Below are 13,272 nucleotides of genomic sequence, written 5' to 3'. Positions count from 1 at the left end.
ACTCCAAAAGTGTAGTCAACTTAAAATTTGCAGTAGTCTCCACTTCATGACCGAAGGACTGCGCGAGCGCAAGAAGCGGCAGACGCGGCAGCACATCTCCGGGGTGGCCCTCGGCCTGTTCGTGCAGCGCGGCTTCGACAACGTCACGATCGCCGAGGTCGCCGCCGCCGCCGAGGTGTCGGTGAACACCGTCTACAACTACTTCCCGACCAAGGAGGACCTGGTGCTGCCGCCCGAGGAGGCGTCCGCGCAGCGGCTGGCCGACATCGTGCGCGAGCGCGCCACGGGCGAGTCGGCCGCGGGGGCGGTGCTCGCGCGGTTGCGCCAGGAGGTGCGCGGGCGCGAGCGCCAGGTGGGCCTGAGCGAGGGCTTCGGGCGGGTGCTGGAGATGATGCGGGCCGCGCCCACGCTTACCGCCCGTCTGGAGGACCTCGGTCGCCAGATGACCGACGCGCTGGCGGCCGTGCTTGCCGAGGAGTGCGGCGCCGGGCGGGACGACCCGCTGCCGCGCGTGGTGGCCTGGCACATCGGCTGCCTGCACGCGCTCGTGCTGGCCGAGATCGGCCGGTTGACCACGGCGGGGGAGCGGCCCGACGCGATCGCCGGGGCCGTGCTGGAGTTGCTGGACGCCGCCGAGAGCGTGCTCGGCGAGCGGGTGCTGGGTTATGCCGTACGAGGGGAGTGAGTCGTGTTCAGGGTGACGATCAGCGGCAAGTTCAAGGGGCTCGACGACGCCGGCCGGGCCGCCGTGCGGGCGGTGGAGGGCGCGGCCTTCACCGAGCCGGGCACGTTCACGCACGACGGGAGCGTGACGGCGTTCACGTTCCGCTGCCAGGTGCCGGCCGGGCCGGACGACGGGGAGGACGAGGCGGCTCTGGGGGCGATGGCGGCGCTGGAGGCGTACGGTCTGCCGTACGAGATCCTGCGCGTCGCGGTGACGGACATGCGGGAAATCAGGATTCGCCCGCGGAAAAAATCTTCGGGATCGGGGTGAAACTATCCGGCGGGTTCGGACAGGTACGGAATGTCGGACCCTCCGGATGAAAGAAGGCAGCGTGGCCCTCCATGATCGCAAACAGCGTTTCGAGGAGATCTACACCGCCTACTATCCGGACATTCTTGCCTACATCCGGCGGCGGGCCGGCTCGCCCGACGACGCCGCCGACGCCCTCGCCGAGACCTTCACCACCGCCTGGCGCCGCCTCGACGACGTGCCGCCGGGCCACGCGGCTCGCCTGTGGCTGTACGGCGTGGCCCGCCGCGTGCTGGCCAACGGCCGCCGGGCCGAGTCGCGCCGCAGCGAGCTGGTGGAGCGGCTGGGCAGGCAGCTCGCCGGGTGGGCCGAAGCGTCCGAGGAGCCCGGTGCCGGTTTCGACGGCGTACGCGAGGCGTTCGCCCGCCTCAGCCCCGACGACCGCGAGGTCCTCGCGCTGGCCGGGTGGGAGGGGCTCGGCTCCGACGAGATCGCCACGGTCCTGGGCTGCTCGCGCGGCGCCGCCCGGTTACGGCTGCACCGGGCCCGCAAACGCCTGGCCAGGCAGCTGCAGGCGGCCGGGCTCGACGTGGCCCGCATCGGTTTCCGCGCCATGGCGCTGACGAAGGGGGCGATGTGATGCACGACATCGACCGCCTGGTGGCCGGCATCGCGCCCGACCCCGGTCCGGGCCGCACGCCGCTGGCCGGGGAACTGCTGGAGGAGATCACCTCACTCCCGCCCTCGGAGCCCGGGCCGCGCCGCCGGTGGCCGGCCATGCGGCGGGGAGTGCGGCGGTGGGTCGCCGTGCCGGTCCTCGCCGTGCTGACCGCCGCCCTGTCCTTCGGCGTCGCCCAGGCCCCCGCCTCCGCCGCGCTGGACATCGAGCTCGTGGACGGCCACTACGTCATCACGGTCAACGACCTCATGGCCGACCCCGAGGTGTACGAGGCCGAGCTCAGAGCCCGTGGCCTGGACATCGCGCTCAGGCTCGTGCCGACCTCGGCGAGCCTGACCGGTCAGATGTTCGTGATCAACGACCTCGACCTGCTCAGGTCCGGCGAGCCGGTGCCCGCCGAGGGCCCGATCGCCACCATCGACGGCCCCGGCCCCTGCCGGCGGCTGACCGGCTGCCCGGTCGGCCTGAAGGTCCCGGTCGACTTCGACAAGAAGGCCGAGGTCACCCTGGGCAGGAGGGCCAGGCCCGGCGAACGGTACAAGATGCCCCCGGGCATCGCCATGTACGGCGAGCCGCTGCACTGCGTGGCGTACATCAACAGGACCGTCGCCGAGATCCGTACGATCCTGCTCGACCGCGGCGTGACGCCGAGCTTCATCTCACCGGGACAGGGCTCCAGGCCCTCGGCCCCCGGCGACTGGTTCGTCCACGACGGCGTGATGGCCGCCGACGGCCAGGCCCTCCTGCTGGTCGGCCCCGAACGCCGCACCTCGCACCACCCGCCGCAGCCCGGTTGCTGACCTTCGCCCCGGCCGTGGGCGGCTGAGACCGCCCACGGCCGTTCCCTGTCACCGCCATGCCTTCTCCTCCGCATGCGCGGATCTCCCGCCCTCCCGCCGACGATCGGATTCCGCGTGCTCACAGACACCCGCACGGCCCTGCCCGCGCGGCGCCGCTCCGCCGCCCTCGCCGGCCACCGCGTCTTCGCCGTGCTGCTCGCGCTGGCCGCCGTCCTGCGGGTGGTCACGATGCTCGGCTACCGGCCGGCCACGCTCTACTGGTACGACTCCTTCACCTACCTCGACACCGCCGTCCACCCGGCCCCGTCGGCGACCTTCCACCCGATCGGCTACCCGCTGCTGCTGCGCGCGCTGCTGCCCTTCCACAGCGTGGAGCTGGTCGTGGCCGTCCAGCACGTCCTGGGCCTGGGCGTCGGCGTGCTGCTCTACGCGGTGCTGCGCCGCAGGTCGGTACCCGGCTGGGCGGCGGTGGCGGCGAGCGTGCCGGTGCTCTTCGACGCCTCCTTCCTGCGGCTGGAGCACGCCGTGCTGTCCGACACGCAGTTCGTCTTCCTGGTCGTGGCCGGGGTGAGCGTGCTGATGTGGTCGCCGGAACTGTCCGCCCGCGCGGCCGCCTGGGCGGGCCTGCTGTTCGCCGGGGCCGCGCTGACCCGGACGATCGCGCTGCCCCTGCTCGTGCTCGTCGTCCTGGTGCTGGCCGTCCGGCGCGCGGGATGGCGGCCCCTGGTGGCGCTGGTCCTGACCGGTACGCTGCCCCTGGCCGCCTACGCCGCCTGGTACGCCCAGCACCACGGCCGGTTCGCGCTCAGCGGCGCCGACGGGGTCGCCCTGTGGGCCCGCACGATGACCTTCGCCGACTGCGACCGCATCCAGCCGCCACCGGACCGGGCCGCGCTCTGCCCGAACGGGACCGTGCTGGACGCGGCCTCCGAATACGTGTGGGCGGCGCGGTCGCCGCTCAACCGGCTGCCCGGCGACCGGTTCTCGCACAACGACCGCGCCCGCGCGTTCGCCATCGACGCGATCCTCGCCCAGCCGCTGGACTACCTGGGCGACGTCGTACGCGACACCTCCATCGCCTTCTCCTGGACCCCGATCGCCCACCCCGCGCGCACCACCCCGGCCTTCGGCTTCCGGCACGGTCAGTGGGCGCTGCCCGACCAGCCGCTGGTCGGCAAGGTCCAGCGCGAGTACGACCCGGACATCCGCGGCCTGTCGTCGGCCGCCCCGTACGCGGACTTCCTCATCGCCTACCAGTACGCCGCCTACCTGCGCGGCCCGCTGCTGGGCGCGATCCTGCTGCTCGGCGCGGCAGGCGCGGTCCTGCGGCCCCGGCGGGCGCTGCTGCCGTGGGCGATCGCGATGGGACTGCTCGTCGGCCCGGTCGCCGTCCTGGACTTCGACCACCGCTACGTCCTGCCCGTGATCCCGCTCGCCTGCCTGGCCGCCGCTCTGGCATTTCCCAGATATGGGATAAACTCCCGAATGTGAGACACCCTGAGGACGTTGAGACCCGGCTGGCCGACCGCCTGGCCGAGCTGCGGGTCGAGCGGGGCTGGTCGCTGGACGAGCTGGCGACCCGGTCCGGCGTCAGCCGCTCGACGCTGTCGCGGCTGGAGCGCGGCGAGATCAGCCCGACCGCGGCCCTGCTCGGCAAGCTGAGCGCGGTCTACGAGCGGACGATGTCCCGGCTGCTGGCCGAGGTGGAGTCCGAGCCGCCGCAGGTCGTGGCCCTCGCGGCGCAGCCGGTGTGGCGGGACCTGGAGTCGGGGTTCGTGCGCCGCTCGGTCTCGCCGCCCCATCCCGGGCTGCGCGGCGAGGTCGTCGAGGCCAGGCTCCTGCCGCGGGCCGACATCAGCTACGACGCGCCGCCCGTGCCGGGGCTGGAGCAGCACATCTGGGTCCTGGAGGGGGCGGTGGAGATCACCGCGAACGGCCGTACGCACGCGCTGGAGGCGGGCGACTGCCTGCGCTTCCGGCTGTGGGGCGCCTCCCGCTTCCGCTGCCCCGGCCCCGACCCGGTCCGCTACGCGATCCTCGTCGTCCTCCCCTGACGCCGCCCACCCCACCTTCCAGCGAATCCGAGCAAAGGAGATTCACTCCCATGCACACCATCGCCCGGTTGCCGGCCGGGGAGTTCGAGCGCTGCGTCAAGGAACTGGCCGACCTGCTGGTCGACGCCGTGGACGACGGCGCCTCGGTGGGTTTCGTGAGCCCGTTCGACCACGAGGACGCCGCCGCGTGGTGGCGCGGGCAGGCCCCGGCGGTGGCCGCCGGGAGCCTCCTGGTGTGGGCCTGCCGGGAGGACGGCGCGATGACCGGCACCGTCAGCCTGGCCCTGGCGAGCAAGCCCAACGCCCGGCACCGGGCCGAGATCGTCAAGCTCATGGTCCACCGCGACGCCCGCGGCCGCGGCCTGTCGCGCGCCCTGCTGGCCACCGCCGAGCAGGCCGCGCTCGACGCCGGGGCCGACCTGCTGCTCCTGGACACCGAGACCGGCAGCACGGCCGAGCACGTCTACCTCACCGGCGGCTGGACCCGCTACGGCATCGTCCCCGACTACGCCGCCTCCCCGGACGGCACGCTGAGCGACTGCAGCTTCTTCTACAAACGCCTCACCGGCTCGGTCTGACCCGGCCCGATCAGGGCGCCTTCCGTGTCGCCCTGGCCCTCGTACCGACACCCCCGAACAGGGCCAGGCCGCTGATGACGACCCGCGGCGCCCCCCCGCCTCCGGCGCACGGCGCTCCTGTCGAACCCGCCGAACAAGCCGACCCCCTTGACCTCCACCTCGACGTCGTCGGGAACGGTGACCTCCGCGTACCCCCAGAGTGCGAAGCCGCGGACCTTGATCTCGTGGCCGGCGAATCGCGCGTCCCGCAGGTCGATCTCGCCACCGCCGAACATCGACAACGACGTGAACGCGCGCGGGGCGACCCACTCGCCCTTGCGCGTGAACCAGCCGAACACGCTCATGGCGAAGCGGGAGCCGGGCTCCTCCTTCGCCACCAGCGTGTCGGTACGGCTGGGCTCGGGCAGGCCGCGGTCGGCGACCTCCAGTTCGGCGCGGGTGCTGGCCTGGTAGATCTCGGTGAGCCGCTGGTCCGGCTCGGCCAGCTCGATCCGCCCCTCGGCGGCGGCCGCCCGCAGCCGTTCGGCCGCCCGCTCACGGTCCTCGTCGGAGGCACGCACCTGCCGGTCCGGCGGGCTCCAGCCCGGATGCCTATTGTCCGCCGGACAACAGGCTGCCGTTCAGAGGGTCTGGGTGAGGGCGTCGAGGTCGGCCAGGCGGCGCACCGGGTCCAGGCGCGCGGCCGTGGCGACGAGCAGCAGCTCGGTGACGGCGATCTCGTTCGCGAGCGGCGCGATCGGTCCGGCGGCCTCGCGCGGCAACCTGATCAGCACCTCCGCCTCGGCCGCCAGCGGCGACCCCCAGGCGTCGGTGACGAGCACCAGCCGCGCCCCGCGGGCGCGGGCGGCGTGCACGAAGCGGGCCGTGTCGGAGGAGTAGCGGCGGAAATCGTAGGCCACGACGACGTCGGAGGCGCCCAGGTCGAGCACGGTACGGGCGCGGGCGGGCGCGGAGCCGGGCACCCGGTGCGCGGCGGGGCGCAGGCTGGCGAGCTGGCGGATCAGGTATTCGGCGGCCAGCTCGCTCAGGGGCCCGCCCAGCGCCCACACGGCCCTGGCCTCGGCCAGCAGCTCGGCGACCTTGTGACAGAGCGACTCGGGGATGGCGGCAAGCGTCCCGTCCAGCCCCGCACGCAGCTCCTCCGCCGCCTGCCACAACACGGACACGACACTTGCACCGGTTGCGCCCGAGCCGGCGACCGGATGAGCGGGTGTCCCATCCCCACGGGCACCACCCGACGGTCCGCCTCCGGAGGCGGAGCCGTCCCCGGCGGCGTCGCCATCGGAGGCGGAGCCGTCCCCGGCGGCCTGGCCCAGACCGGTGTCCCTTCCGCCCGGAGAGTTCCTCTCGTGTCGGCCGGGCCACCTCTCGTCAGTAGGGCCGTCGGACGTGGGGACGGAGGAGACCTCCACGCCGGGCACGTTCCCGGGTGGGGTCGTGGCGGGCGCTGGGGTGGAGCGGGTGACGAACTCCAGGAGGCGGGAGCGGTCGCGGGCGCCGTCGCGTACGGCGGTCTGGAAGGCGGCGAAGCCGCCGTATCCCAGCCGGTCGAACAGCCGCGAGGCCGTCGGCGGGCTCACCCCGGCCCGCTCGGCCAGGGACCGCAGGGAGCTCAGCGCGGCGAACGGATAGTCGTCGAGCAGGACCCGCACCACCGCCCGTTCCCCGGGCGGCAGGTCGGGATAGGCGGCGCCGAGGCGGGCGGCGATCGGATCGTTCTCCACAATGACAAATGTTACACCACTCCCAATTTCACGTTATATGAGAAACAAGTGTTACGGTGCCTGGCATGAAGACGTGGCACGGACTGATCGACAGCGACTACCGGCGCTGGCTGCCGGTCACCCCCGACACCCCCTCCATCTCCCTCAACGAGGGCAACACCCCGCTCCTGCGCTCGGAGCACCTGTCCGGCCTCACCGGCTGCCAGGTCTGGCTGAAGGTCGAGGGCGCCAATCCGACGGGCTCGTTCAAGGACCGCGGCATGACGGTGGCGCTCAGCCGGGCGGCCGAGGCCGGCGCCGAGGTGGTCATCTGCGCCTCCACCGGCAACACCAGCGCCTCTGCGGCCGCCTACGCCGCCCGCGCCGGGCTGACGGCCGCCGTCCTGGTGCCCAGGGGCCGCGTGGCGCTGGGCAAGCTGAGCCAGGCCGTACGGTACGGCGCCGAGATCGTCGAGATCGACGGCACCTTCGACGACTGCCTGCGCGTGGCCCGCGAGCTGGCCGCCCACCACCCGATCGCCCTGGTCAACTCCGTGGGCAACGAGCTGCGCCTGGCCGGGCAGCGTACGGTGGCCTACGAGATCGTGGACGCCCTCGGCCAGGCGCCCGACGTGCACTGCCTGCCCGTGGGCAACGGCGGCAACATCTCCGCCACCTGGGGCGGCTACCTCACCTACCGCGAGGCCGGCCGGTCCGGCGCGCTGCCGCGCATGTGGGGCTTCCAGGCGGCCGGCGCGGCCCCGTTCGTCCATGGCGAGCCCGTCGCCCACCCCCGTACGGCGGCCACCGCCATCAGCGTCGGCCACCCCGCCACCTGGGACGGCGCGATCGCCGCCCGCGACGAGTCCGGCGGGCTGATCGCCGCGGTGACCGACGAGCAGATCTTCGCGGCGTACCGGCTGCTGGCCCGCCGTGACGGCGTCTTCGCCGAGCCCGCCTCGGCGGCCGGGGTGGCCGGGCTGCTCGATCTGCACGCCAGGGGCGAGCTGGAGCCGGGCCTGCGCATCGTGATCACGCTCAGCGGCAACGGCCTGAAGGATCTCGACGCCTCCATGCGCGACGGCTACACCGCCACCGAGACCTCCGCGGCCACCTCCGACGTGGCCCGCGCTCTGCGCTTGACCGCCTGACCTACCTGCGACAACTACTAAAAGTAACGAATAAGCAACGTTATGTGATTCACCTCACGGGCACGAATTTCGCGACAAAGCCGACGAGGCGGCCGATAGGGCGATTTGCCGTATCGGCCAGTGGCGCCTGAACCGGCGATTCCCCCTTCGCGAGAGGAACACCTCCGTGCCCGCGACCAGACTGCCCCCTGCCCTGCGACGCGCGTGCGCCGCCGCCCTCCTGCTCACCGCCGGGGCGGCCGCGCCCGCGTACGAACCCGACACCGTCCCCTGCGAGCGCCACCTCCAGCCGGGCCGCACCTACCACGCCAACCACCACAGCTTCACCACCGACGGCGCGGGCCGCCCCGCCGAGGCCCTGGCCGAGAACCTCGTGGCCAGGGCCGCCGCGCGCGGCGAGTGCGAGGCCACGGTGGGCGACTGGGGCGGCCGGGGCGACTGGCAGGGCGGCCACCTCATCGCCGCCTCCTTCCACGGCGTCAGCATGCGCTACAACCTGGTCCCCATGCGGGGCAGGCAGATCAACCAGGGCCTGATGGCGCGCGTCGAGAACGGTGCCCGCGCCTGCCTGGAGGGGGCGGGCACCGTGTCGGCCTACCGGGTGCGCCTGCACTATCCCGACCGCACGACGCTCGTGCCCGACCGGATCCACGTCACCCTGTCGCCGAAGATCTCGGGTGTGTCCCGGCAGGTCGCGCTCACCCTGCCGAACCGCACCCTGCCCGCCGGAGAGCTCGAATCCTGGCGGAACCGGATCACCAAGGCGTTCCAGGCGGCACGCTGCGGCACCGACCGTCTGTAGAAGCGGTATCGATCGGTCGCAGACGATCGCAGGGAATGTTGTGGGAACCCTCCATGCCTGACTGTGACCGTTCTGGTGTGGGATCGACCTCATGAAGGCTCCCATGAACGGTGAAGGAAAGCGGTGGCGGTTCCCGACGGGTGACGTGGCGAGGGTGGCCGTGTTCGCGGCGCTGATCGCGGTGCTCGGCCAGGTCCCGGCGCTGCCCCTCTTCGGCAACACGGTGCCGATCACGCTGCAGACGCTGGGCGTGATGCTGGCCGGGGCGATCCTGGGCACGTGGCGGGGCGCGCTGGCGGTGGTGGTGCTGGTCGTGCTGGTGGCCGCGGGCCTGCCGCTGCTGGCGTCGGGGCGGGGCGGGCTGGCGGTGTTCGCCGGGCCGTCGGCCGGATACGTGCTCGGCTGGATCCCCGGCGCGGCGGTGACCGGCTGGCTGGTCGAGCGCGCGGGCCGCCGCCCGAACCTGCTGCAACTGATGGTGGCGTGCCTGGTGGGCGGCATCGGCGTGGTCTACCTGCTCGGCATCCCCGTGCAGGCGCTGGTCACCGGCGTGCCGCTGGCCACGACGGCCGCGGCCGCCGCCGTCACCTTCCTGGTGGGCGACCTGATCAAGGTGGTGCTGGCGTCGTTCGTGGTCAGGGGTACGCAGCGGGCCTACCCGGACGCGGTGCCCGCCGTGCACCGGGAACGGCTGCGGGCCGGCGGGGGACACTGATCCTTCGATGCCCGTAGCCGAACACGTGATGCGCCACGCCGCCGAGCGCCCGTCCCGGCCCGCGGTTCGCGGTCCCGGCGGCGAGCTGACGTACGCGGAGCTGGCCGCCGGCATCCAGGGTGCCGCCCGGCACCTGCTGCGCCAGGGGATCGGCCCCGGCGCGCTGGTCGCGATCGGGGTGGCCGACCCGGCCGAGCTGCTCACCGCGGCGCTCGCGGCCGACCTGGCCGGGGCGACGCCGCTGGTGGGCGAGCCCACCTGGGACGCGGAGCGGTGGGCCCTGGTCACCGGATCGTTGCGGCCGGCCACCCGGATCGACGCGCCCCTGCCCCGCGTCGCGGGCCCTCCGGTGCCGTACGACCCCCGGCCGGCGGATCTGGCCTGGGCGTGCTTCAGCTCCGGCAGCACCGGCCGGCCGCGTGCCGTCGTCCGCACCCGCGCCTCATGGACGGACTCGTACGCGCCGCTGAACGACCTGACCGGCATCGGTCCCGGCGACGTGGTGCTGGTGCCCGGCCCGCTGGTCTCCTCCCTCTACTCCTTCGCCGCCCTGCACGCCCTGGCCACCGGCGCGACGGCGGTCGTCCCCGGCCGCCGCCCGGCCGGCCTGTCCGGGGCCACCGTCGCGCACCTGGTGCCGCACCAGCTGCCCGACGTGCTGGAACACCCGGGGAAGCTGCGCACGGCCGTGGTCGGCGGCGCGGCCCTCGACCCGGACATGCGGGAGGCGGCGGCGCGGGCCGGGGTGCGCGTCGTGTCGTACTACGGGGCGACGGAGCTGTCGTTCGTGGCCGTGGACGCCGACGGGGGCGGGCTGCGGCCCTTTCCCGGCGTGGAGATCGAGGTCCGCGCCGAACCCGGCGCCTCGCTGGGCGAGGTGTGGGCGCGCTCGCCGTGGGTGGCCGAGGGCTACCTGGGCGGGGCGGCCGGGCCGTTGCGCCGCGACTCCGGCGGCTGGATGAGCGTGGGCGACCTGGCGCAACCGTACCGGGCGGGCGAGGTGCTGCGGCTGCGCGGGCGCGGTAACGGCGCGATCCAGACCGGCGGCGCCACCGTCGTGCCGGAGGACGTCGAGGAGGTGCTCAGGAAGGTGCCCGGCGTGGGCGACGTCGTGGTGGTCGGAACGCCGCACCCGGTCCTGGGCGCCGTGGTGACGGCGATCATCGAGGCCGACGGCGCCCCGCCGCCGCGCGCGTTGCTGGAGGCGACGGCCAGGGACATGCTGGACGCGGCGCAGCGGCCACGCCGCTGGTACGTGGTGCCGAGCCTGCCGCGCACCCCGGCGGGCAAGCCCGCGCGGGCCCTGCTGACGGCCCTGCTGGCGGACCGGCTGGCGGGCCGGCCGGCCGGCGGCGCGCTGCGGCGGCTGGTCTGAGATGGGCGACACACCTGTGGTGGTGGCGGCCCGGCGCACGGCCATCGGCACGGCCGGGCACGCGTACAAGGAGCTGACCGTCGACCGGCTGGCCGCCCCCGTGATCGCCGCGGTCGCCGCCGACGTGGCCGGGCGGCGGGTCGACGACGTGGTGCTGGGCAACTGCATGGGGCCGGGCGGCAACGTGGCCCGGGTCTCGGCGCTGGCCGCCGGGCTGGGGCACGAGGTGCCCGGGGTCACGGTGGACCGGCAGTGCGGCAGCGGGCTGGCCGCGATCCTGGTGGCCGGGCAGGCGATCCGCGCCGGGGAGATGGACCTGGTGATCGCCGGAGGGGCCGAGAGCGCCTCGACCGCGCCGCTGCGTACGTTCCGGGGCCAGGACCGGCCGTACGAGCGGGCGCCCTTCACCCCCGACGGCCACCCCGACCCGGACATGGGCCCGGCGGCCGAGGCGCTGGCGACGGCGTGCGGCGTCGGCCGGCACCGGCAGGACGCCTACGCCTGCCGCAGCCACGCCCGGGCCCTGGCCGCCCGCGAGGCCGGGCACTTCGCGCAGGAGATCGTGCCGGTCGGCGAACGCCACGACGACCAGCGCCCGCGCCCGCTGCGGGCGGCGTCGCTGGCCCGGCTGCCCGCGGCGTTCGTGGCGGAAGGTACAGTGACGGCCGGCAACTCCTCCCCGGTCAGCGACGGCGCCGCCGCCGTGGCCCTCGTGCCCGAGCGGGCGCGTGCCGGCCTGCCGGGGATGCGGCTGGTGGCCGGGGCCGTCGTCGGGTGCGATCCCGAGTTGCCCGGATGGGGGCCGGTGCCCGCGATACGCCGGGTGCTGGCGCGTACGGGGGTGGGGATGGAGCGGGTCGCGGCGGTGGAGATCGTGGAGGCGTTCGCGGCGCAGGTGCTGGCCGTCACCGACGCGCTCGGGCTCGACCCGCTGGGCGCCGACGCGGAGCGGGTGTGTCCGCACGGCGGGGCGCTGGCGCTGGGCCATCCGTGGGGCGCCTCGGGGGCGGTCGTGGTGACCAGGCTGTTCAGCAGGCTCGTACGCGTCGGCGCCCCGCCCGGGACGCTGGGCCTGGCGGCGGCCGCGGTCGGCGGCGGGCTGGGTGTGGCCGCCCTGTTCGAGGTGGTAGGAGCTTGATCGAGTTCGACGGCGTGCACGTACGCCTCGGTGAGCGCGACGTGCTGCGCGGCATCACCGCCTCCCTCACCGAGCACCGCGTCGGCGTGGTCGGCGCCAACGGCTCGGGCAAGAGCACGCTGGCCCGCCTGGTCAACGGCCTGGCGCTGCCCACCTCCGGCAGCGTCACGGTGCTCGGCCTGGACACCCGACGCCACGCCGCCAAGATCCGGCGCGGCGTGGGGTTCCTGTTCACCGACCCGGACGCGCAGATCGTGATGCCCACGGTCGCCGAGGACGTCGCCTTCTCGCTGCGCCGCAAGGGCCTGGCGCGCGAGGAGGTCGAGCGGCGCGTACGGGAGGTCCTGGACAGGTACGGCCTGGGCGGGCACACCGACCACCCCGCCCACCACCTGTCGGGAGGCCAGAAGCAGCTCCTGGCGCTGTGCTCGGTCATGGTGCTGGAGCCGGACATCCTGGTCATGGACGAGCCGACCACGCTGCTGGACCTGCGCCACTCCCGCCAGGTCGCCGCGCTGCTGCGCGAGATGCCCCAGCAGGTGCTCGTGGTCACCCACGACCTGCCGCTGCTGGCCGGGTTCGACCGGGTGCTGGTGCTGGACGAGGGCCGCGTGGTGGCCGACGGAACCCCGGACGAGGCCATCGGCCACTACCGGAAGCTGATGGCGTGAGCGGCCTGACCGGCGTCTACGTCCCCGGCTCCTCACCGCTGCACCGGCTGCCGGCCGGCGCCAAGCTGGCCGCGCTCGCCGTGGGGTGCACGGCCCTGGTGCTGCTGCGCTCGCCGCTGTCGCTGGCGCTGGCCGCGGTGGCGGTGGCGGGGCTGTACGCGCTGGCGCGGGTGGGCGTGGCGGCGGCCTGGGCGCAGGTCAAGCCGGTGCGCTGGCTCGCGGTGGGGCTGTTCGGGATGCAGTGGCTGCTGGCCGACCTGGACGGGGCGCTGTCGACGACGCTGCGCGTAGTGGTCGCCGTGGCGCTGGCCGGGCTGATCACGCTCACCACCCGCACCTCGGCGATGATGGCGGCGCTGGAGCGCTGCCTGAGACCGGCCAGGTTCGTGGGCCTGGACCCGTTCCGGCTGTCGTTGCTGCTGTCGCTGACCGTGCGCAGCGTGCCGGTGATCGCCGCGCTGGCCACCCGCGTCAGGGAGGCGCAGCAGGCCAGGGGCGTCGAGCGCAGCCTGCGGGCCTTCGCCGTGCCGCTGGTGGTCAGCTCGCTCAGGCACGCCGACGCGCTGGGGGAGGCGCTGAGCGCGCGCGGCCTGGACGACTGATACTTCAGGCTTGACTTATATAAGCCCGACC

At 74.2% G+C, this 13,272-nt stretch carries 16 protein-coding genes; 14 read left to right on the top strand and 2 right to left on the bottom strand.

The window, feature by feature from the left end; translation table 11 throughout:
• The first annotated feature begins 46 nt into the window (after positions 1-46).
• The 7 genes from ACBJ59_RS23500 (at position 47) to ACBJ59_RS23470 (ending at position 5,084) form a co-directional block, all read left to right on the top strand.
• On the top strand, positions 47-685 hold the full coding sequence (locus tag ACBJ59_RS23500; protein ID WP_375112373.1) for a TetR/AcrR family transcriptional regulator: 639 nt from the start codon (positions 47-49) through the stop codon (positions 683-685).
• Positions 686-688: 3 nt separating this feature from the next.
• Positions 689-994, top strand: coding sequence for a DUF6204 family protein (locus ACBJ59_RS23495; protein WP_375112372.1), 306 nt, complete (start codon positions 689-691; stop codon positions 992-994).
• Positions 995-1,055: 61 nt separating this feature from the next.
• A complete protein-coding gene (locus ACBJ59_RS23490) occupies positions 1,056-1,613 on the top strand; it encodes an RNA polymerase sigma factor (RefSeq protein WP_375112371.1) in 558 nt (185 codons plus the stop codon).
• Positions 1,613-2,452 carry a hypothetical protein gene (locus ACBJ59_RS23485; RefSeq protein ID WP_375112370.1) on the top strand — a complete coding sequence of 280 codons (840 nt, stop codon included), beginning with the start codon at positions 1,613-1,615 and terminating at the stop codon, positions 2,450-2,452. Before ACBJ59_RS23490 ends, ACBJ59_RS23485 begins: the two co-directional genes overlap by 1 nt.
• A 114-nt stretch (positions 2,453-2,566) precedes the next feature.
• Positions 2,567-3,943 carry a phospholipid carrier-dependent glycosyltransferase gene (locus ACBJ59_RS23480; protein WP_375112369.1) on the top strand — a complete coding sequence of 459 codons (1,377 nt, stop codon included), beginning with the start codon at positions 2,567-2,569 and terminating at the stop codon, positions 3,941-3,943.
• A complete protein-coding gene (locus ACBJ59_RS23475) occupies positions 3,940-4,506 on the top strand; it encodes a helix-turn-helix domain-containing protein (RefSeq protein WP_375112368.1) in 567 nt (188 codons plus the stop codon). The genes ACBJ59_RS23480 and ACBJ59_RS23475 overlap by 4 nt, the downstream gene beginning before the upstream one ends.
• 50 nt (positions 4,507-4,556) lie before the next feature.
• Entirely contained in the window at positions 4,557-5,084 is a 528-nt protein-coding gene (locus tag ACBJ59_RS23470; RefSeq protein WP_375112367.1) for a GNAT family N-acetyltransferase, read from the top strand.
• Here ACBJ59_RS23470 and ACBJ59_RS23465 read toward each other — a convergent pair.
• Both ACBJ59_RS23465 and ACBJ59_RS23460 read right to left on the bottom strand, forming a co-directional pair.
• Positions 5,057-5,644 (bottom strand): DUF1707 domain-containing protein, encoded by a 588-nt coding sequence (locus ACBJ59_RS23465; RefSeq protein ID WP_375112366.1) that lies wholly within the window; start codon positions 5,642-5,644, stop codon positions 5,057-5,059. The genes ACBJ59_RS23470 and ACBJ59_RS23465 overlap by 28 nt on opposite strands.
• A 60-nt stretch (positions 5,645-5,704) precedes the next feature.
• Positions 5,705-6,808 (bottom strand): MurR/RpiR family transcriptional regulator, encoded by a 1,104-nt coding sequence (locus tag ACBJ59_RS23460; protein ID WP_375112365.1) that lies wholly within the window; start codon positions 6,806-6,808, stop codon positions 5,705-5,707.
• Positions 6,809-6,873: 65 nt separating this feature from the next.
• On the opposite strand from ACBJ59_RS23460, the gene thrC reads away from it, so the two are divergent.
• The 7 genes from thrC (at position 6,874) to ACBJ59_RS23425 (ending at position 13,241) form a co-directional block, all read left to right on the top strand.
• Complete coding sequence (gene thrC, locus ACBJ59_RS23455; protein WP_375112364.1) at positions 6,874-7,938, top strand: threonine synthase; 1,065 nt, start codon at positions 6,874-6,876, stop codon at positions 7,936-7,938.
• A gap of 166 nt (positions 7,939-8,104) precedes the next feature.
• Positions 8,105-8,740 carry a DNA/RNA non-specific endonuclease gene (locus ACBJ59_RS23450; protein WP_375112363.1) on the top strand — a complete coding sequence of 212 codons (636 nt, stop codon included), beginning with the start codon at positions 8,105-8,107 and terminating at the stop codon, positions 8,738-8,740.
• Positions 8,741-8,843: 103 nt separating this feature from the next.
• Complete coding sequence (locus ACBJ59_RS23445; protein ID WP_375112362.1) at positions 8,844-9,455, top strand: biotin transporter BioY; 612 nt, start codon at positions 8,844-8,846, stop codon at positions 9,453-9,455.
• Between the two features lie 7 nt (positions 9,456-9,462).
• The gene (locus tag ACBJ59_RS23440) at positions 9,463-10,830 is read left to right on the top strand and encodes a class I adenylate-forming enzyme family protein (protein ID WP_375112361.1); all 1,368 of its coding nucleotides are present in this window, start codon (positions 9,463-9,465) and stop codon (positions 10,828-10,830) included.
• Between the two features lies 1 nt (position 10,831).
• Positions 10,832-11,968, top strand: a complete 1,137-nt coding sequence (locus ACBJ59_RS23435) for a thiolase family protein (protein WP_375112360.1) — start codon at positions 10,832-10,834, stop codon at positions 11,966-11,968.
• Positions 11,965-12,639 (top strand): energy-coupling factor ABC transporter ATP-binding protein, encoded by a 675-nt coding sequence (locus ACBJ59_RS23430; protein WP_375112359.1) that lies wholly within the window; start codon positions 11,965-11,967, stop codon positions 12,637-12,639. The genes ACBJ59_RS23435 and ACBJ59_RS23430 overlap by 4 nt, the downstream gene beginning before the upstream one ends.
• The gene (locus ACBJ59_RS23425) at positions 12,636-13,241 is read left to right on the top strand and encodes an energy-coupling factor transporter transmembrane component T family protein (protein WP_375112358.1); all 606 of its coding nucleotides are present in this window, start codon (positions 12,636-12,638) and stop codon (positions 13,239-13,241) included. Before ACBJ59_RS23430 ends, ACBJ59_RS23425 begins: the two co-directional genes overlap by 4 nt.
• Positions 13,242-13,272 lie beyond the last annotated feature (31 nt).

It is taken from the genome of Nonomuraea sp. MTCD27, from assembly GCF_041950495.1.
Taxonomy (GTDB): domain Bacteria; phylum Actinomycetota; class Actinomycetes; order Streptosporangiales; family Streptosporangiaceae; genus Nonomuraea.
The sequence above is the reverse complement of the archived record's forward strand: the minus strand, read 5'-3'. Positions and strand labels throughout refer to the sequence as shown.

Excerpts from the sequence above, each read along its gene's own strand:
- ACBJ59_RS23500 (WP_375112373.1), top strand. The coding sequence starts at position 47 with ATGACCGAAGGACTGCGCGAGCGCAAGAAGCGGCAGACGCGGCAGCAC.
- ACBJ59_RS23485 (WP_375112370.1), top strand. The coding sequence starts at position 1,613 with ATGCACGACATCGACCGCCTGGTGGCCGGCATCGCGCCCGACCCCGGT.
- ACBJ59_RS23470 (WP_375112367.1), top strand. The coding sequence starts at position 4,557 with ATGCACACCATCGCCCGGTTGCCGGCCGGGGAGTTCGAGCGCTGCGTC.
- thrC (WP_375112364.1), top strand. The coding sequence starts at position 6,874 with ATGAAGACGTGGCACGGACTGATCGACAGCGACTACCGGCGCTGGCTG.
- ACBJ59_RS23445 (WP_375112362.1), top strand. The coding sequence starts at position 8,844 with ATGAACGGTGAAGGAAAGCGGTGGCGGTTCCCGACGGGTGACGTGGCG.
- ACBJ59_RS23440 (WP_375112361.1), top strand. The coding sequence starts at position 9,463 with ATGCCCGTAGCCGAACACGTGATGCGCCACGCCGCCGAGCGCCCGTCC.
- ACBJ59_RS23435 (WP_375112360.1), top strand. The coding sequence starts at position 10,832 with ATGGGCGACACACCTGTGGTGGTGGCGGCCCGGCGCACGGCCATCGGC.